At 44.7% G+C, this 19,616-nt stretch carries 18 protein-coding genes; 8 read left to right on the top strand and 10 right to left on the bottom strand.

Annotated elements, in window-relative coordinates; translation table 11 throughout:
• Positions 1-35: 35 nt before the first annotated feature.
• The 4 genes from FHW89_RS05730 to FHW89_RS05715 all read left to right on the top strand — a co-directional run bounded on the left by FHW89_RS05730 (position 36) and on the right by FHW89_RS05715 (position 4,501).
• Positions 36-1,172: a CapA family protein gene (locus FHW89_RS05730; RefSeq protein WP_253952177.1), complete on the top strand. Its 1,137-nt coding sequence runs from the start codon at positions 36-38 to the stop codon at positions 1,170-1,172.
• Between the two features lie 77 nt (positions 1,173-1,249).
• The gene (locus FHW89_RS05725; RefSeq protein ID WP_172334065.1) at positions 1,250-3,595 is read left to right on the top strand and encodes a DPP IV N-terminal domain-containing protein; all 2,346 of its coding nucleotides are present in this window, start codon (positions 1,250-1,252) and stop codon (positions 3,593-3,595) included.
• 122 nt (positions 3,596-3,717) lie between these two features.
• Positions 3,718-4,089, top strand: coding sequence for a helix-turn-helix transcriptional regulator (locus FHW89_RS05720; RefSeq protein WP_172334064.1), 372 nt, complete (start codon positions 3,718-3,720; stop codon positions 4,087-4,089).
• On the top strand, positions 4,043-4,501 hold the full coding sequence (locus FHW89_RS05715; RefSeq protein ID WP_172334063.1) for an SRPBCC domain-containing protein: 459 nt from the start codon (positions 4,043-4,045) through the stop codon (positions 4,499-4,501). Before FHW89_RS05720 ends, FHW89_RS05715 begins: the two co-directional genes overlap by 47 nt.
• Before the next feature lie 177 nt (positions 4,502-4,678).
• Here the strand turns inward: FHW89_RS05715 and FHW89_RS05710 are convergent, their stop codons facing one another.
• Complete coding sequence (locus FHW89_RS05710) at positions 4,679-4,864, bottom strand: hypothetical protein (RefSeq protein ID WP_172334062.1); 186 nt, start codon at positions 4,862-4,864, stop codon at positions 4,679-4,681.
• A gap of 92 nt (positions 4,865-4,956) precedes the next feature.
• Between FHW89_RS05710 and FHW89_RS05705 the strand changes: the two genes are divergently transcribed.
• The 4 genes from FHW89_RS05705 (at position 4,957) to FHW89_RS05690 (ending at position 10,959) form a co-directional block, all read left to right on the top strand.
• A complete protein-coding gene (locus FHW89_RS05705) occupies positions 4,957-5,907 on the top strand; it encodes an SPFH domain-containing protein (protein ID WP_172334061.1) in 951 nt (316 codons plus the stop codon).
• A 21-nt stretch (positions 5,908-5,928) separates the two neighbouring features.
• A complete protein-coding gene (locus FHW89_RS05700) occupies positions 5,929-6,489 on the top strand; it encodes a DUF922 domain-containing protein (protein WP_172334060.1) in 561 nt (186 codons plus the stop codon).
• Positions 6,490-6,598: 109 nt separating this feature from the next.
• Positions 6,599-7,717 carry a DNA polymerase IV gene (gene dinB, locus FHW89_RS05695; RefSeq protein ID WP_172334059.1) on the top strand — a complete coding sequence of 373 codons (1,119 nt, stop codon included), beginning with the start codon at positions 6,599-6,601 and terminating at the stop codon, positions 7,715-7,717.
• Between the two features lie 347 nt (positions 7,718-8,064).
• Positions 8,065-10,959, top strand: a complete 2,895-nt coding sequence (locus tag FHW89_RS05690; RefSeq protein ID WP_172334058.1) for a DEAD/DEAH box helicase — start codon at positions 8,065-8,067, stop codon at positions 10,957-10,959.
• Between the two features lie 101 nt (positions 10,960-11,060).
• Here the strand turns inward: FHW89_RS05690 and FHW89_RS05685 are convergent, their stop codons facing one another.
• The 9 genes from FHW89_RS05685 to aspS all read right to left on the bottom strand — a co-directional run bounded on the left by FHW89_RS05685 (position 11,061) and on the right by aspS (position 19,276).
• A complete protein-coding gene (locus FHW89_RS05685) occupies positions 11,061-11,375 on the bottom strand; it encodes a low molecular weight protein tyrosine phosphatase family protein (RefSeq protein WP_172334057.1) in 315 nt (104 codons plus the stop codon).
• Between the two features lie 14 nt (positions 11,376-11,389).
• On the bottom strand, positions 11,390-12,055 hold the full coding sequence (locus FHW89_RS05680) for a hypothetical protein (RefSeq protein WP_172334056.1): 666 nt from the start codon (positions 12,053-12,055) through the stop codon (positions 11,390-11,392).
• Positions 12,056-12,080: 25 nt separating this feature from the next.
• Positions 12,081-12,593 (bottom strand): nuclear transport factor 2 family protein, encoded by a 513-nt coding sequence (locus tag FHW89_RS05675; protein WP_172334055.1) that lies wholly within the window; start codon positions 12,591-12,593, stop codon positions 12,081-12,083.
• Positions 12,594-12,620: 27 nt separating this feature from the next.
• On the bottom strand, positions 12,621-13,925 hold the full coding sequence (locus FHW89_RS05670) for an amidohydrolase (RefSeq protein WP_172334054.1): 1,305 nt from the start codon (positions 13,923-13,925) through the stop codon (positions 12,621-12,623).
• Positions 13,926-14,012: 87 nt separating this feature from the next.
• Positions 14,013-14,492 carry an FKBP-type peptidyl-prolyl cis-trans isomerase gene (locus tag FHW89_RS05665; protein WP_172334053.1) on the bottom strand — a complete coding sequence of 160 codons (480 nt, stop codon included), beginning with the start codon at positions 14,490-14,492 and terminating at the stop codon, positions 14,013-14,015.
• A 151-nt stretch (positions 14,493-14,643) separates the two neighbouring features.
• Positions 14,644-15,111 carry an FKBP-type peptidyl-prolyl cis-trans isomerase gene (locus FHW89_RS05660; RefSeq protein ID WP_172334052.1) on the bottom strand — a complete coding sequence of 156 codons (468 nt, stop codon included), beginning with the start codon at positions 15,109-15,111 and terminating at the stop codon, positions 14,644-14,646.
• Positions 15,112-15,258: 147 nt separating this feature from the next.
• The gene (locus tag FHW89_RS05655; protein WP_172334051.1) at positions 15,259-15,750 is read right to left on the bottom strand and encodes a hypothetical protein; all 492 of its coding nucleotides are present in this window, start codon (positions 15,748-15,750) and stop codon (positions 15,259-15,261) included.
• Between the two features lie 59 nt (positions 15,751-15,809).
• The gene (locus FHW89_RS05650; protein WP_172334050.1) at positions 15,810-17,306 is read right to left on the bottom strand and encodes a hypothetical protein; all 1,497 of its coding nucleotides are present in this window, start codon (positions 17,304-17,306) and stop codon (positions 15,810-15,812) included.
• A gap of 224 nt (positions 17,307-17,530) precedes the next feature.
• A complete protein-coding gene (aspS, locus tag FHW89_RS05645; RefSeq protein WP_172334049.1) occupies positions 17,531-19,276 on the bottom strand; it encodes an aspartate--tRNA ligase in 1,746 nt (581 codons plus the stop codon).
• Between the last annotated feature and the right edge of the window lie 340 nt (positions 19,277-19,616).

The following is a 19,616-nucleotide window of genomic DNA, read 5'->3' as shown; positions in this document are numbered from 1 at the left end:
GGTTACAGTTTTTGCTTTTAACAGCTTGCTTATTAATGATTTTACAGGCATGCGAAAACCCTGTTCAAAGCAACCCGCCTGTTGCTAAACACAAAAAGCATCAGGTTGCAAAAGAAGTATCGCCTCCAATAAAACCCAGGCCCCTACAACATGACTCGCTTTGTATTGCCGCCGTTGGCGACATCATGATGGGTACCTCATACCCGGATAGCACTACGCTGCCCCCCGATAGTGGCCGCAACAGTTTTAAAGCCGCTCTTGCCGAATTGAAAAATACAGATGTGGCCTTCGGCAACCTGGAGGGAGCCCTTGTGGATACCGGTGGCCCTGCCCATTTCAAATTGCATCAAAAAAGTAAGGCTTATTTGTTCCGGATGCCTACGCGTTACGGATCTGTTTTAAAAAGTGCTGGTTTTAATTTACTGAGCCTGGCCAATAACCACATCAATGATTTTGACGCGCACGGACGTAAGAGCACTACCCAAACGTTAGACAGCCTGGGAATAAACTATGCTGGTTTGCAGATTAAACCCTCAACGGTATTTGAGGTAAATGGTGTACGCTATGGTTTTTGCTCCTTTGCGCCCAATGCCAATACCGTATCTATACATGATCTGAAAGGTGCAGCCCGAATCATCAGCGATCTGAAACAACGCTGTGATGTAGTCATCGTATCTTTCCACGGGGGGGGCGAGGGTGTTGACTACGAGCATGTGCCATTTGCGGTGGAATCCTTCATTGGCGAAAAGCGGGGCGATGTATATGCTTTTGCCCACAACGCCATTGATGCCGGTGCCGATCTGATATTTGGTAACGGTCCGCATGTGAACCGTGCTATGGAGATGTATAAGAACCGGCTTATAGCTTATAGCCTGGGTAATTTTTGTACCTATAAATGTGTAAGCGTAAGCGGCATTTGTGGTATGGCTCCTTTGCTAAAAGTTTACGTCAATAAAAAAGGCGAATTTTTAGGCGGCCGCATCATCTCATTTAAGCAGGCACATGATAAAGGATTGGTGAAGGATACGCTGAATCAGGCCATGCGCCGCATCCGGATGCTCACCCAAACCGACTTCCCGGATGCTGGTTTGAGTATTGCCGACAGTGGGGAAATAACCGCTGTTTCTCGGTTTGATAATTCACTCACAAAAGTTACAGAACCCAACCAATAGACCATTAAAAAAAGCATTAATTTGCATGGTTTAAATTTTAACTATTAACACCTTATTTTCCGCACTTTCAAAAGCGTATGAATAAATATTTATTATCATTAACTGCCGCAGCATTTGTTTGGACAGCAAACGCGCAGCAATCCCCCTCCTTAACAGATAAAGATTATGCCCACGCCGAAAATTTCCTGGGCTATAATACCGAGCAATTGGTTGATCATGGCAGGGTAATGCCTAACTGGCTGCCGGGCGATAAATTCTGGTACCGGATATTAACATCACAGGGCAGCGAATTTATTTTGGTTGACCCCGCCAAAAAAACACGCGGACAAGCCTTTGATCACCAGAAACTGGCCGCAGCTATATCAACAGCTACCGGTAAAACTTATGAAGCCAGCAAGCTACCGTTCCGCACCTTCAGTTTTTCTGATGATCTGAAGTCTATTTCTTTTAGTGCCGATGGTAAATCATGGAAATGCGATTTGCAAAACTATCAGTGTACACCAGATAATGCGATGGTTGGCCAAAGTAAAGCACATACCCGTAGAAGGGGAGGTGATGACGAGGTTGCTTCGCCGGATGGCAGTCAGGTAGCCTACATCAAAGATTACAACCTTTGGGTGCGTAATATAAAAACCGGGAAAGAAACGCAACTCACAACGGATGGGGTAAAAGATTTTGGATACGCTACCGATAATGCCGGCTGGAAATCATCAGATGGGCCCATTGTACGCTGGTCGCCCGATTCTAAGAAGATAGCCACCTTTAAACAGGATCAGCGTAATGTGGGCGATATGTACCTGGTGACTACCAATGTTGGTCACCCGACACTAAAGGCATGGAAGTACCCGCTTCCTGGCGATAAGGAAATCGCGATGATAAGCCGGGTGATCATTAATGTAGATGAGCCCAAAGTGATCAACATACAAGTTGCTCCAGATCCGCACCGCGCCACCCTGAGCGATGATATTGCCAGCAGCGGTACTTTTGATGATGTGGACTGGACGGCCGACGCCTCCAAACTGGCTTTTGTATCCACTTCGCGCGATCACAAACAGGAAAAATTCCGTATTGCCGATGCAGCTACAGGTGCCGTAAAGGAGGTTTTTGAAGAAACCGTGGCTACACAGTATGAATCGGGGCAGGGTACTATCAACTGGAAATACCTGGCCAAAACCAACGAGATCATCTGGTTTTCGGAACGCGACAACTGGGGGCATCTGTATTTATATGACGCGCTTACAGGCAAAGTTAAAAACCAGATCACCAAAGGCGATTGGGCCGTAACCGAAATACTGAAAGTGGACGAAAAGAACCGCCAGATCTATTTCCTGGCCGATGGCCGCGAACCGGGCAATCCATATTATACGCACCTGTACAAAATTGGATTTAATGGCAAGGCACTTACGCTTTTGAGCCCGGGTGATGGCACTCACCAGATCAGTTTGTCGCCAGATGAAAACTATTTTATCGATAGCTATTCTAAATTCGACGTACCACCGGTAACCGTGCTGCGCGATCTGAATGGCAAATTGATCAGCAATTTGGAGAAAACAGACGTCAGCAGACTGTTGGCTTCGGGCTGGAAAGCGCCTATCCCGGTAACGGTTAAAGCGCATGATGGGCAAACCGATATTTACGGGGTGATGTTTGTACCAACCCATATGGATCCTAACAAAAAATATCCCATCATTAACAATATTTATCCTGGCCCACAGGGTGGAAGCGTAGGCAACTGGGGCTTCGCATCCGCCCACGGCGATTGCCAGGCTTTGGCCGAACTGGGTTTTGTGGTAGTTAAAATAGAAGGTACCAGCAACCCGCTGCGTTCCAAAAGCTATCATGATATGAACTACGGCCACATGTCTGAAAATACACTGCCAGACCAGGTTACGGCTATGCAGCAGTTGGCTCAAAAATATCCTTACATCGATATCAATAAAGCAGGTATCTGGGGCCATTCAGGTGGTGGTTTCGCGACTGCCGCGGCTATGTTCCGCTTTCCGGATTTCTTTAAAGTGGGTATATCCGAGTCGGGTAACCATGAAAATCGCAACTATGAGGATGACTGGGGCGAACGCTACATCGGTTTGTTAACTACACAGGCAGATGGTACATCCAATTACGAAGCGCAAGCCAACCAGAACTATGCTAAAAATCTGAAAGGTAAACTTATGCTTGCCCATGGTTTAATGGATGATAATGTGCCGCCATACAATACCCTGCTGGTTATTGAAGCTTTAGAAAAAGCCAACAAAGACTATGACCTGGTGGTATTCCCGAACAATGCTCATGGTTATGGACAGAATTCGTACTATATGATGCGCCGCCGCTGGGATTACTTTGTAAAAAACCTGGCAGGTGCCGAAACACCTAAAGAATACCTATTAAAAACAAAAGCCGATCCGCGTAACAGCGCGCAATAAGCATCGAAGATATAAAACAAAAAGGCGGATCAATTGATCCGCCTTTTTGTTTTATAAAAAATGCAGCAAAAATTTGCGTCGTCATTTGGCGTTACATATATTTGTCGTTATTTGACGACAAGATGATATTAAGACGAGACATTTTCCAGGCCATAGCCGATCCTACCAGAAGGGCCATCCTGGCACTTTTGGCTTCACAAACCATTACCGCAGGTGCCATAGCCGATAATTTTGATGGCGCCCGATCTACCATATCCAAGCATATCCAGATACTGACAGAATGCGGCCTTGTAGAGTCAAACCAGCAGGGGCGGGAGATCTATTACCAGATCAAAATGGATAAGATGACGGAGATTGATGTTTGGCTTGATCAGATACGCGTGATATGGGAGGCTCGCTTTGATAACCTTGAAAATTATATAGCAAAAATTCAAAAAGACAGAAATTATGGCAAAGACAGAAAACCACGAGATGCGGATAACCAGAACCTTTAAAGCCCCGGTTGAGTTGCTATGGGAAGTTTGGACCGACCCCGCGCATATTATAAACTGGTGGGGGCCAAACGGATTCACCACCACCATCCACAAAATGGATTTTAAGGAAGAGGGTGAATGGAACCTGACGCTGCATGCACCCAATGGTACCAACTATCCAAACAAGAGCATTTACAAAGAAATTATCCTCTTGAAGAAAATCGTGTTTGAGCATTTCAATCCGCATTTTTTTACTACCGTTCTTTTTGAATCCAAAGGCGATGAAACTCAAGTTGATTGGACAATGGTATTCGATAACGCGGAAATACTTGAAACGGTTGTCAAAGTTCACAAAGCCGATGAAGGATTAAAACAAAACGTTGAGAAACTGGGAGAATATCTCTTAGGATTGCTTAGCAAATCCGAAGACTAAAACTTCTATAAAAAACTTGTCATTTCGAACGAGGTACGAGGAGAAGTCTTATATAACCTGCAATGCTCACGCTTGTATGGAGCAGAAAATTTTTCGCTACGCTCAAGAGATAGTTTCTCCTCGTACCTCGTTCGAAATGACATTGGGTTAAAAAAACAAAAGGCAAAAGACGAAGCCCTACGCTTCGTCTTTTGTATTCCGTATCAAACTGATCCCCGTAAAGAAAAATAGTACGGCTATAATTCCTACAACAACCAATGTGGTGGTTTGGCTGCTATGATTAATAACTCCCAGTCCGGTATAAATTAAGCCAATGATACCGAGTACGGTTAATACGGCTCCAAAAGTTCGTTTTAGGTTCATGTTGTCTGGTGCTGTTTTATAAAGCATTTTTATAAAAACAAATAACACACCAATAATTTGTACTACATTTATTTATCTAAATATTATCAACCATGGGACCAGGACAAATCAGTTTTTTTATTATTGCGTTCATTGTTTTAATTATCATATTTACCTCTTTTGTGTCTGTAAAACAGGGCACTATAGTGGTAATTACCGTATTTGGTAAATATCGGCGCATACTTACGCCGGGCCTGAATTTTAAATTGCCTTTCATCGAAAACGTATACTCCAAAATATCTATCCAGAATCGTTCGGTGGAGCTGGAGTTCCAGGCCGTAACGTATGATCAGGCTAATGTTTATTTCAAGGCCATGCTGCTGTATTCGGTGCTTGACCAGCAGGAAGAAACCATTAAAAACGTAGCCTTTAAGTTTGTTGATGAGCGTAACCTCATGCAGGCGCTTATCCGTACGGTTGAGGGTTCTATCCGCGCCTTTGTAGCTACCAAACGCCAGAGCGAAGTACTGATATTGCGCCGCGATATTGTAGAACACGTAAAAGAACAGCTTGATCAGATACTGGAAAGCTGGGGCTATCACCTGCAGGATCTGCAACTGAACGATATTACCTTTGATGATGTGATCATGAAATCAATGAGCCAGGTAGTGGCTTCCAACAACCTGAAAGCCGCTGCCGAAAACGAAGGCCAGGCCTTGTTGATCACCAAAACAAAAGCCGCTGAGGCCGAAGGTAACGCCATCAAGATTTCGGCACAGGCCGAGCGTGAAGCGGCTCAATTGCGTGGCCAGGGTATTGCCCTGTTCCGTGAGGAAGTGGCCCGTGGTATGACCGTTGCCGCTAAAGAAATGGCCGAGGCCAATATGGATACTTCGGTGATTATGTTTACCATGTGGACAGAGTCCATCAAGCATTTTGCCGAAAATTCACAGGGCAACGTGATCTTCCTGGATGGATCAACCGATCAGATGCAGCACACCTTAAAAGAAATGATGAGTTTAAACCTTTTGCATAATGACGCCGTCAAAGGTGTCAAAAAGTAAAAGTTTTAACCTGCATATTTCATGAATGTAAGATGGCTGAAGGGGGCGTTAATATTAGCCCTGTTTTTAATAACGATCACGGGAGCAAAGGCTCAGCAGTTTCATCAACTAACCATAAACGATTTTGGCGGCACGCCGCGCGCAAACGCGCGTGGCGTTGTTGCTTATACCAATTGTACCATTGATTTTAAGTACCAGGCCAGCCGGGTAAACGGAGGTTACATGCTCAATGCCTTTGTAAAGCTGGTGCTGAATACCGAAAGATCGTGGCTTGACCGAAGCCGCGTGACATCCAATCAGGTACTGTCCGAAGTATTGAAACACGAGCAGGGCCACTATACCATCGCCTACCTGGAACAGCAGGAATTACTGCGCGAAATTGGCAAAACCCGCTTCAGTCGCAATTACCAATACGAGGCCATGAACCTGTTCAACCGTATCGATAACAAATACAAACAAATGAATACCGATTACGATGAGGACACCGAACACATGACCAACCGCGTGCAGCAGCACAGCTGGGATGTATATTTTCAAAAGCAGTTGCAGTTTAGGCCGGTAGAGGATAGGGAAGGGCGGTAAACACAATATATAAAAGCGCAATGACGCGTTTTTACAGCAACGGTCGGACTAAGTTAACTCTTTATTTAGCTATTCATTTTAGCAAAGGCTCTCCGTATCTTTGTCCTGCATGTCAAACGAATCCACCCTGATCATCCGGAAAATTATCCATATTGATATGGATGCTTTTTACGCGTCTGTGGAGCAGCGCGATTTTCCCGAGTACCGGGGCAAGGCGCTGGTGGTGGGCGGTTCGCCGCAAGGCAGGGGTGGGGTAGTAGCTACGGCGAGTTATGAAGCGCGCAAGTTTGGTGTTCGCTCCGCCATGTCATCAAAAAGAGCCTTACAGCTTTGTCCGGATGCTATATTTGTACGCCCTCGTTTTGCCGCTTATGGCGAAGTATCACAAAAGATCAGGGAGATATTCAGCCGGTATACCGATTTGATCGAGCCACTATCGTTGGATGAGGCCTATCTGGATGTAACCAACGATAAGCTGAACATAGGTTCGGCCATTGAAATAGCCCAACAGATAAAACAAGCTATTAAAGACGAATTGCGGCTCACGGCATCGGCAGGTGTATCCATCAATAAATTTGTAGCCAAAATTGCATCGGATATCAATAAACCAGATGGACTAAAATTCATCGGCCCATCCAGTATCGAAGATTTTATGGAGCAGTTGCCCGTTGAAAAATTCTTTGGCGTGGGTAAGGTGACCGCCCAAAAAATGAAGCAAATGGGGCTGCATACAGGTGCCGACCTCAAAAGACTAACTGAAGATGAACTGGTAAGGCATTTTGGTAAAACGGGCAGGTTTTACTACCAGATAGTACGGGGTGTGGATAACCGGGAGGTACAACCCCACCGCGAAACCAAATCGCTGGGGGCCGAAGATACTTTTGCCTATGACCTAACCACGCTCGAGGAAATGGATGCCGAGCTCGACAAAATAGCACAAACCGTTTATAACCGCCTGCTCAAATATGAGCTGAAAGGCCGCACCCTCACCCTCAAAGTAAAATACAGCGATTTTAAACAGATCACCCGCAACCAATCCTTCCCGGAGGCTTTTAATGATCTGGAAACCATCTGTAAAACAGCTAAACAAATTATGGCGGCTAATTATACCGAGGATGCCAAAGTGCGGCTGCTGGGTATATCCCTCTCCAACTTCGGCGATGTGGTAACCAAGCCTAAGCAGGAAAAAGAAGCCGGCCCGGGCGATCAGCTGGCCTTGGAATTTTAGCCCCTACCACCAATGTCATTATTTAAGCATACTCCGTAGGAGTAAAAGCTTTGTAGCAAACAAAACAGAAGCATTTAGCATGCCGTAGGTATGCAACCTGAGTACAGTACCTACAGCACTGAGTTTTAAGCATATCATTTTCTACAAAGCTTTAACCCCGCTGGGGTTACAAAATCCCTTAATTGAATGAGCTTGCCCACCGCAGCGGGGAATTAAAATCAACTTTTAATTAAATAATAGACCGTGTTAACAATTATTTAACAGAAAACACTTTCAAATAAAGTAAATTCTCATTACGTTTGAATTTTTTGTTGATGTAACTTCTATTAATTTTTTATCAAAAGTTAATGTTACGCGTCGACAGTACCAAACCATGCCAGATCATTTATGCCATTGCCCGGCATGAGTATTTGTCGTACGTTATTGAGCCACACATCGTTCAGCTTAATCCCAACGGCGAATTTTCACTAACCCATCAGCGTTTATTTTCTAATACAGCCAAGGAATTTATCCATTGTTTGGACGATACCGATATTAAACTGATTAAGATATTGGAGGAGATGGAGCAGGGCAACGTGATTAAACGGTACTATAAAAAGCCTATCCGCCCTTTTGAATTTTTCTCCAAGATATTTAACGAACAGCTTTTTGATACCATCCGCCCCAAAATGGAAAAGCGTATGGCCGAAGCATTGGCTTTGCTCTGCAGTAAACCCGTATACCAGATGAGCAAAGAGGGATACCCTGCCGAGCGTAAGCTTCAGATAGCCACCGAAGCCGCGTCGGTATTGTTCCATTTCAGGCGTAATGAGGAGGAGATCAGGTATTTCCCCACCATTAAATACCAGGGCATGCGTATTGAATTCATGTTCAAAAATGCCGAGATCATTTGTAACCACCCAGCCTGGATGTTGTTGGACGATACCCTTTATTATTTTGATAAAGAGATAGAAGGTAAAAAGCTACAGCCATTCCTGAATAAACGATATATCGCCATTCCACGGTCGTCAGAGCAATCATACTTTGAGAAATTTGTGGCTCCGCTGATTGAAAAGCATAATGTTTATGCTGAAGGATTTACCATCAACACCGAAAAATACGATGCGCAGGCCGCGCTGAAGCCTATTTATATTGAAGGAGGCACTTCGCAGCTGCAATTGTATTTTAAATACGCCGGCTATATTTTCCCTTACGGCGATGGCAGGCACGTATCGGTACGGATGGAGAAAAATGGGGACGATTATATATTCCACCGCATCAAACGTTCCATCACCTGGGAAAAGAACAAGATGCAGCAGTTGGAGCAGATGGGGCTGAAAACCGCATCGAGCCTGTTCCAGAACCTGGAGGTGGATAACCACGATGAAGATGCCGATCATTCGTTCTCGGTGTTTGAATGGCTTAACCAGCACCACGACGAGTTGATTGAGCAGGGCTTTGAGCTGGAGCAACCCGATGGCCAAAAACGTTATGTGTTTGGCAACAGCAAAATTGACCTGGAAGTAAAAGAAAATAACGACTGGTTTGATATTCATGCCATTGTATGGTTTGGGCCTTACAGCATACCATTCATCCAGCTCCGGAACCACATACTTAACCGTAAAAAGGAATTTACCCTGCCATCCGGCGAGATCGCAGTGATCCCCGAAAAATGGTTTTCGCAATATGGCAACCTGCTCCATTTTTCGGAAGGTAATAACGACTTGAAATTGCGCCGCCATCATATAGGCCTGGTGAATGATCTGGCCGAAGGTGAAATGGCTAATGTGACCATGACCCGCAAGCTGCAAAAACTAACCGACTTTGAAGAGCTGGAAGAGGAGGCTATGCCCGAGCATTTTGCAGGAAATTTAAGACCTTATCAAAAGGCCGGGTATAACTGGTTCCATTTTTTAAAGAACTATCATTTTGGCGGCTGCCTGGCCGATGATATGGGGCTTGGTAAAACCATACAAACCCTGGCCCTGCTGCAAAAACATAAAGAGGACACCGAGGCGGCGGGCAGCAAAGCTACCTCGCTGGTAATTATGCCCACCTCGCTCATCTATAACTGGCTTAACGAGGCTAAAAAATTCGCGCCACAGCTTAAACTGATGGTACATACCGGCACCATGCGTTATCGCTCGGCCGATGTGTTTGCCAATTACGATGTAGTGATCACTACTTATGGTATCAGTCGGATTGATATTGGCATGTTCAAAGAGTACTTTTTTGATTATGTGATATTGGACGAGAGCCAGAATATCAAAAACCCGTCATCTAAATCATTTCAGGCGGTTAAGCAATTGAAATCGCGCTTTAAGCTGATATTGAGCGGAACCCCTGTGGAAAATTCTGTGAATGACCTGTGGACACAAATGTCGTTCATCAATCCGGGCTTGCTGGGTGGTCAGCAGTTTTTTCAGAATGAATTTGTAACGCCTATTGAAAAGAAAAAGGACGAAGATAAAGCCCGCAAACTACAAGCGCTCATAAAACCTTTTGTTTTACGCCGTACCAAGGAGCAGGTAGCTACCGAGCTGCCACCAAAAACCGAAAACCTTTTCTATTGCCAGATGAGCGAAGAGCAGGCATCGGTATACGAAAAAGTAAAATCAGAGTACCGTAACGAATTGTTGAAAAGCCTGGAGGATGGCACCTTCGCCAAAACCCAGATACAGGTGTTGCAGGGTCTTATTAAACTAAGGCAGATAGCCAATCACCCTATCATGATCGATAATGATTATGAGGGCGATAGCGGTAAGTTTGAGAATGTGACACATACCTTAACCAACGTATTGGATGGCGGCCATAAAGTGCTCATATTTTCGCAGTTTGTAAAACAGCTGAGCATTTACCGCGAACATTTTGAGCGCGAAGGGATTCCTTACGTATACCTGGATGGCAGCACCCAAAACCGCGGCGATGTGGTAAAACAATTCCAGGAAGACCAAAAAACACGCGTGTTCCTGATCTCGATAAAAGCGGGTGGGGTAGGTTTAAACCTTACCGAGGCCGACTATGTATTTATCCTCGACCCCTGGTGGAACCCGGCTGTAGAACAACAGGCTATTGACCGTACGCACCGCATCGGCCAAACCAAAAACGTGTTCATCTACAAGTTCATCACTAAAGATACCGTGGAAGAAAAGATCCTGGCCTTGCAGCAGCGCAAACTAAGCCTGAGTCGCGCGCTCATCACCACCGAAGAAAGTTTTATCAAATCGCTTACCGCTGATGATATCCGGGAGATATTGGGGTAGGGATCAGATATTCGGATTTCAAATGTGCAGATGGCCTAACCCATCACGTCATTGCCACGCTGCGCTCGCAATGACGCAATTATTATTTGATTAAAGTTGTGCTACAAATACTCCCTCAAAGCCTCTTCCAAAATCGCCACCAACTCCGGGGCATTAAACTGATAATTATCTTCAATATTCAGAACCAGTAAAGCTTTACCAGTCACGTCAAATCTCTGTTTTAACAGTTGCTGATGTTTGCGCTCCATCACAAATATCACATCTGCCCGGTCAATCATTTTCTGGTTTACCCGGATACGCGCTTTGTCGCTGGTTCCGGCTGAGTATGCCTGGTGCACGGGGTGGTTTTTAAATAAAAGCTCGGCCGTTGGGCTTCGCCATTGATTTTTACTGCAGATGAAAAGAAGGTTGGCCAAAGGTTGATCTAATATCAGTTTGCACTAAGTGCTGATGAAAATTTGAATATAATACCGATGATAAAGAAGACAATGGATAAGTAAAATATTCGTTTTCCTTGTTTTCGATCGTTTTCACTATAGCCGTATACACGTTCGCCATCGGGAAGCGTTTTTTTGAAGGATGACAAGTGCCAGCCAATAAAAATGCCTAATAGCCCACCTGCAATAGCGAATATATATCCTAAGATAATCCAGGTGGTTTGTGGTGCTTCGGGTTCCTTAAGCGCTTCTATCCTGCTTTTGTGAAGGTTAGATAGTTCCTGATCATTAATTTCAACCCCGCGTTCGGTTAGTATCTTACGGGCGAGCTGATAATCGAATGGGCTCCATTCGTCGGCTTTGGCCAAAACATCTATGAGCTCATCGTTACTGAAACCAAACAGGTAATGATCAGGATCTGCCTGATCAATATTGGAGCGTTCGTTATCATTAAGCAGCCGGTTTACCAGTTCAAAATCCACCGCACGTATTTTTACAGCGTAATCCTTGGATAATTCACTATTTACAAACGCCGGATCAAATGAAAATTTACCCTCTTCTACTTCATAAGGGATGCCATGTTGTTCCAGAACCCCGGTCAGATCTTCTGCCAACGCCGGATCATTAAAGTGTTTAAAGGTGATAAGTTCAGGTTGCATATAGATGGAGCTAAAGTATTATAGATCAAAGACCATTTTTGGGTACCCAGGCCTGGCTTTTGATGAGCCATTTATCGCCCACAATCCGCAGTACAAATGAAAAGGCGCCCTCTTCATCAAATGGGTCGCCGTTAATGGTGCCCGTATACTCAACGGGTACTACCAGGTAGGCTACTTCTTCGGTTTGTTGAAAAACCTTAATGCGCTTAACCTCAACCTTAAAATCTTTTATTTTAAACCCTTTTACCGCCTTTTGTACCGAGTTTATCCATTGTACACCTGCCAGGGGGCCAGCCCATGAAAAAGGCTGTTGCTCATCGCTTATTACTGCATTTGGCGTATAAAAATCAGATATCTTTTCGATATTAAAAGTATAGGAAGCTTTGAGTACCGTATTCACAATTTCCAGAACTTCGGGCTTTAATGTTTTTATAGTTTTTGCAGTATCTACGCTATTAATACCTGCAGCATAGCTTTTGTTCGCAATCGAAAAGGTTAAGAGCAAACCTGCACATGCTATAGTGAATATGTTTTTCATTTTCCGGGAGCTTTAATATCAACTGTACTATTTGCCATGGCTATTCATATAGTCCAAAGTTAAGTTACAAAGGGCTTTAACTCCTAATGTAAACCCGCTTTCATCAATAAAAAAATCGGGTGTGTGGTGTGATGGCGCCTTGAGTGGATCCTGGCCTTTGGGCATTCCACCTAAAAAGAAGAAAAGCCCGGGCACCTTTTCCTGGTAAAAGCTAAAATCCTCGGCCCCGGTAACAGGCGGGCGAAGTAGCACATTTTCGGCCCCGGCGGTATGCTGCAGGCTCGGCAACATTTTTTCCGTTAGCTTAGGGTCATTAAAAGTAACCGGGTAATGGTTGCTGTATGGGATCTTTACCTCGGCTGTAGCACCTTGAGCTTCGGCAGTTTTGGTGGCTATTTGTTTAACCCTTTCAATCAGCAGTTTTTCATCAGCGATGGTAAAAGAGCGTAAGGTACCTAACATCTCTACCCGCTCGGGAATAATGTTGGAGCGGTTGCCAGCTTTGATGGCGCCTATAGTTACTACGGCTGGGTTTTGCGTTACATCAACATTACGGCTTACAATAGTCTGCAGGTTGTTGATGATCTCGGCCGAAACAACTATCGGGTCAACGCTCGACCATGGATAGGCGCCATGTGCCGATCGGCCTGTTACGATGATCTGCATATCATTAACACCGGCCATGGTTCCGCCCGGGCGATAGGTGATCTTGCCTACCTCGGTTTGGGAATTGATGTGCAAACCAAATATGGCATCAACCTTTGGGTTTTCGAGCACGCCTTCCTTCACCATTTCTTCGGCGCCGCCTTTCTGGCCGGGTTCAACACCTTCCTCGGCTGGCTGAAAAATGAATTTTACGGTACCATGAAGCTCACTTTTCATTGTGGATAACACCTGCGCCACAGCCATCAATATGGCCATGTGCGAATCGTGCCCGCAGGCGTGCATTACGCCAACTTCCTGTCCGTTATAAGTTGTTTTTACTTTGGATGCAAAGTGCACAGGGGTACGCTCAACCACCGGTAAGCCATCCATATCGGCCCGTAAAGCCACAACAGGGCCTGGTTTATCGCCTTTTAGAATTCCTACTACACCCGTTGTAGCAATGCCTGTTTGCACCTGAATGCCTAAGGACTGCAGGTGTTTGGCAATAATGCCCGAAGTGCGTACCTCATGGTTGCCCAGTTCCGGGTGTTCATGAAAATCCCGCCGCCAGGCAACCATTTGGGTTTGCAGGGCATCGGCTTTTGTATTTATTGCGCTTGACGCATCTGTTTGCGCAAGCGCTTGCAGGCTGGTTAAAGAGAGTAATAAGGTGTAAAGTTTTTTCATGCAGCATTATTTACTCTAAATATAAATATAAACAACAAAAAGGCAGCATGTTAACACGCTGCCTTTTTTATGAATAATTGCCGTTGCTTATTTAAAGCTCAGGAGATCTATCGTAAAGATTAATACCGAGTTGGCCGGTATTGGGCCATTTGGATAAGGGCCATAACCGTACCGGGATGGAATGAGCAGGATAATGCGGCCACCGGCTTTAATAAAGGGTACGCCGATGGTCCAGCCGGGAATAACTGTTGTCAGGCTGGTTTGAACATTATTTTCCGAATCAAAAGGATTGTCATTAAGCAGTTTGCCGGTAAAGTTAACGGTAACGGTTGATCCGCCTGAGGGGTTAGGTCCGGTTCCGGGCGTTACAATCTGATAGTATATGCCCGAGGTATCTTTAATAGCTGTAATATCGGTATGCGCAGCCAGGTACGTTTTTATGGCCGCATCATCGGTGGCTGCCTGTACCGCTGGGTCAACCACAACGGGTGGTTTCTGCTGCTCCGTTTTTAAGCAGGACGATAAGGTGATGATGGCCAGGCCTAAGAGTAAAAAATATCTTTTCATGTTTATATGTCGTTAATAGTAGTTTGAGCGCATCTAATATAAATTTAACCGTTGATTAAAGCGAAATCGTAATGAATAAAATACAATGTCAGGATATGGCTGAGGCCTAAATCCAGCTTTCAGATACAGCTTGATATAATACAAGGGCTTTTTATGGCACGCTGACAAGGTCGATATCAAATGTCAAAACCGCGTTTTCGGGGATGGGACCGGCACCGTTTACGCCGTAAGCCAGGTGCGATGGCACGTACAGCACCATGTTACCACCCGGTTTTAAATGCGGCACCGCAATTTGCCAGGCTTTCACCAGACCCGATAAGGGGCTCGAAAAATTGCTGCCTTTATCGTACAGTTGTCCGCCCATAAGAGAGCAGGTATAATTAACAGTAACGGTTGAACTCTCTGTAGGGGCAACACCCGTACCTGGTTTGATGATCTGATAGTACAAGCCCGAGGGATCTTTCACCGCCTTGATCTGCGGATTAGCCTTCAGATATACCCGGATCAGGGAATCATCAATCTTAGCCTGCTGCGCCATCTGGGCCGACATAGAACCACCGCATGAGGATGCCAGAACAATCAAAGCGAAGGCGCTTAATAGTAAAATGTATTTTTTCATAGTTTTTAATCAAAAAGCTCCCTCCAAATATCTGCTAAAATGCAGGATTTGAAGAGAGCTTTTGGTTATTATTTTATCGGTTTGCTTAAACCGTTGTTTTGATCTTAAGTTCGGTCACACCTATTTATTCGACTTAAATTTTATAATCTACTCCCAGGAATCCGAATTTATAAGTTCAATTAAAGGCATGTTGGCGATCCTTATTAAATTCCCGCTTTGGGGATTTTCATAGTTAAAATTCTTAGATAAAGTAATCTCCAATTGTTGCTTTTGCCAAAGTAGTGATTCAAAATCCCGTAACTCATAGTCTTCTTTAGTAATATTCCATGGCCAGCCTATTTGATCTATGAGGGTGTCAACTTGTTTGTAGCCAGTTAGCTGGATAAGTAAATACAAACAAACTTGATTGTCGTCTTTTAAATAAGCATAAAGTCCTGTTACAGGAATACTCATGAGGCTATATGAAGTAAACGCACTCCTAATGACTCTGTTAAAATTATAAGAACCTAAAGGGTGATTATTTTCCAGTAAGGCTCGCTTGGTGTTTTTAATGGGGATAAACTTGCTTTTAACAAATGAAGTTAATAGTCGCTCATTAAAAATAATATCTTTTAATTCAAAATATGTTGTTTTTTTCACTTGCGAGTATGATAAATTTGATATTACTAACAATAAAAATAAGTTTATGATAGTTTTCATTAATCACAACTATAAGGAAAAATATCGCTTCTTTCTTCATTTCTAAAAACGATTGCGCTACTACCACTTCCAGTAGCCCCAGCTGTTCCTCGTTCAGCAGCCATAGCAGTTGCTAAAGCTCCCTTGAAGTATTGAAGTACTTCTGCATCGGACGGGACATAGGGGCTATTTCTGAACTCAACATATGTAAGAATTTTGGCAGCTTCTGTTGCTTTTGCAGCCTTCACTGCTGCTGCACCAGGTGAAAGAGTAGTTACCGTGCCATCAGTATTTTGATATTGAGTGGGCAGCCCAAATACTACTGATGGTAAATAAACTGTACGTGTTTGGCCAATACTCTTTCCATCAAGCCACACCCATTTAAGTCTTATTTGACGTACCCCTGCTTCCTGCCAATTTGCTATAGATGTCTTTGTAAAGTTAAAGGAGCCACAATCAGTACTTACTCTATTGCCAGAGTCATTAGTATCATCACTACCCGGCGGCGGCATACTAACCACACAAGGTGATGGCTGCGGATCAGGTTCCGGAGGTGGAAAACCGCCGTCGCCTGGAGGATTAGGCGACCCATCCGGGGGATTGGGATTAACAATATTAATTTCTTTGATACTGTTAACCGCTTGGGTTGGCGAAACGGAATGCAGGCCCGCGCAGGGATCACCAGGCGGGATAACACCGCCACCACCTGTATTGCCATCACCATTCCCACCTGTATTACCGCCACCGCTACCGGGCAAAACAGGTGTGTCCTCACTGCAATCACCTGTACTGCCAAGATATTCGCCAAGCACTAAATTGCCATTTACATAATATGCCTGATACCAGTCTACACAATTCAGCATATTTGTTTTCAGACTGTTAACCGCCGCTTTTGATACGGTGCTCGAATGACCGGCACCTATCTTCGGGAAAGAAATTTTGCCAGTGATACTGCCGTTTTTGTAAAACCAGCCACTCACAAATGCCCCTTTGGGCGTGGAGTATATGACCGCTCCGCTAAAATCAGCATCGTGTTTATTGTATTTGTTATGATCAAGTTTGGTTAGGTCGCCTTTCAGGTATGATGAATCGGCAATTACCGTCATCACATAAGCTTTATAGCCCGAGCCATTGTTAAGTGTCAGAAATGAGCTGCGGCTGTATTCCTTTTTATAAACAGGATTTCCGCTTGGTGAGTTGCTTAAGGTGATAGCTGTTTTAACCGAAGAGGCATCAACCGGCAATTCCAATACAGACCGGTTAAAACGGGTATAGCTGGCATTATGCTGCCAGTCGGGCTTGATCAATTGGCTCAGATCAATATGTGAACCTGTAGCGAGTGTGCTTAGTTTGATGTTGGTTGCCGGGTAAGTGCTTTCGTACCAGTTTTTAGCCTGAGCAATGACCGGATCAGAAATTTTATCTTGCTGTGCTGTGTTGGAGTCTTTTTTACAGCTGTTAATAATAATGGCAATAAAACAAGTGGCGGCAAGTAAGAAATATAGTTTTTTGAGCATGGGTTTAGGTATCGCTAATGATACACCTAATATATTGTTGCAATTTTAGTAACACAATAGGTGAAAACACGGTATTTGTGAACCGTGGCATACCTTGACTGAGGAAGAAGGTAAGCCAGATGACTTACCAGCAAGAAGTATTGGTAATCAAAAAAGCTCCCTTCAAATATCAGCTAAAGTGCGGAATTTGAAGAGAGCTTCTATTATTATTTTATCGGTTTTGCTTAAACCGTTGTTTTGATTTTTAACTCGGTCATCTGCGTATCGGCGATGGTGGATGGCGAATCGATCATTACGTCGCGGCCTGAGTTGTTTTTCGGGAAAGCGATCACGTCGCGGATAGAATCCAAGCCGGCGAAAATAGATACCAGGCGGTCAAATCCCAGCGCTAAGCCACCATGCGGAGGTGCGCCATATTCAAAGGCATCCATCAAAAAGCCAAATTGTTTTTGTGCTTCTTCGGGCGAAAAACCAAGGTGTTTAAACATGAGCGACTGCATGGCGCGGTCGTGGATCCGGATAGAACCACCGCCAACTTCAGTACCGTTCATCACCAGGTCATACGCGTTGGCGCGCACGGCTCCTGGATCGGTATCCAGCAGGGCAATATCCTCTGGTTTTGGTGAAGTGAACGGATGGTGCATCGCATGGTAGCGGCTGGTTTCTTCGTCCCACTCCAAAAGAGGGAAGTCCAATACCCAAAGCGGCGCGAATTTGTTTTTATCGCGCAGGCCCAAACGGCTGCCCATCTCCAGGCGAAGCTCGTTCAGTTGCTTGCGTACTTTATCGGTTTGGCCTGCCAGTATCAGCATCAAATCGCCCTTTTCGGCGTTGAATGCGGCTGCCCAGTTGGTCAACTCATCCTCGCTATAAAATTTATCAACCGATGACTTCAGGGTGCCATCCTCGTTGTAACGGCAATATATCATACCGGTAACGCCAATTTGCGGGCGTTTTAACCATTCGGTCAGCTCGTCAATTTGTTTGCGGGTATAGCTGGCGCAACCTTTGGCGTTGATGCCTACTACCAGTTCGGCATTATCAAAAATGCCAAAGCCTTTACCTTTTACAATGTCGTTCAGCTCCACAAACTCCATCCCGAAACGGATGTCGGGTTTGTCTGATCCATACAAACGCATGGCATCAGCATATTGCATACGGGGGAAATCGCCCAGGTCGATACCTTTTACGGTGGTGAACAGGTGGCGGGTTAAGCCCTCAAAAATGTTTAATATATCTTCCTGGGTAATGAATGAAAGCTCGCAATCTATCTGCGTAAATTCCGGTTGACGGTCGGCACGCAGGTCCTCATCGCGGAAACATTTCACGATCTGGAAATAACGATCGAAACCGCTTACCATCAGTAATTGCTTAAAGGTTTGCGGCGATTGTGGTAGGGCGTAAAACTCGCCCGGGTTCATGCGGCTTGGCACCACAAAATCGCGTGCGCCTTCGGGTGTTGATTTGATCAGCACAGGGGTTTCTATCTCAATAAAATCCAGCTTATCCAAATACTTGCGGATCTCCTGGGCCATTTTATGGCGCAGCACCAGGTTGTTGCGGATAGGCGTGCGGCGCAGATCCAGGTAACGGTATTTGGCACGTAGCTCTTCGCCGCCATCGGTTTCATCCTCAATTAAAAACGGAGGTAGTTTGGCGGCGTTTAGTATTTCGATGCTTTCAACGGCAATTTCGATTTCGCCGGTTGGTATTTTGTTGTTTTTGCTGGTACGTTCCAGAACCTTACCGGTAACTTTAATCACAAACTCGCGACCAAGACCGCGGCCAATTTCACGTACGGCAGCGTCGGTATCGGTATTGATCACCAATTGAGTTAAACCATAACGGTCGCGCACATCAATAAATGTGGTACCGCCCAAATCGCGTGATTTTTGTACCCATCCGCACAGGGTTACTGTTTGGCCTAAGTTGCTGATAGTTAATTCGCCACAGGTATGAGTTCTAAGCATAATAGCAATAGTTTTATAAAAGTCTGCAAAAGTAAACTTTTGAGGTGAAAGGAGAAAGGCAAAAGGTGAAAGGTTTTATGCCGGAAGTAATTTAAGGCTGTTCATTTGGAGGCTTTTTCCACTTTCGGACTAAAAAACTATCTTTGCCTCATAATTTTCTCAAGGGGGTGCCTTGCTTTGAGCAATCAAACTGAAAGACAGGCTGAGATCAAACCCATTGTTTTGGAAGTCAAAATTCAAAAGTAAAAAACTCTTAAGCGATTTAAGACTCCATACTTAGAACTTAAGACTTCAGAAACATGCACCTGATCCGGATAATGCCGGCGTAGGGATAGGTAAT

Origin of the sequence: Mucilaginibacter sp. SG564 (assembly GCF_013149275.1) — a bacterium.
In the GTDB taxonomy this organism is placed as follows: domain Bacteria; phylum Bacteroidota; class Bacteroidia; order Sphingobacteriales; family Sphingobacteriaceae; genus Mucilaginibacter.
The sequence above is the reverse complement of the archived record's forward strand: the minus strand, read 5'-3'. Positions and strand labels throughout refer to the sequence as shown.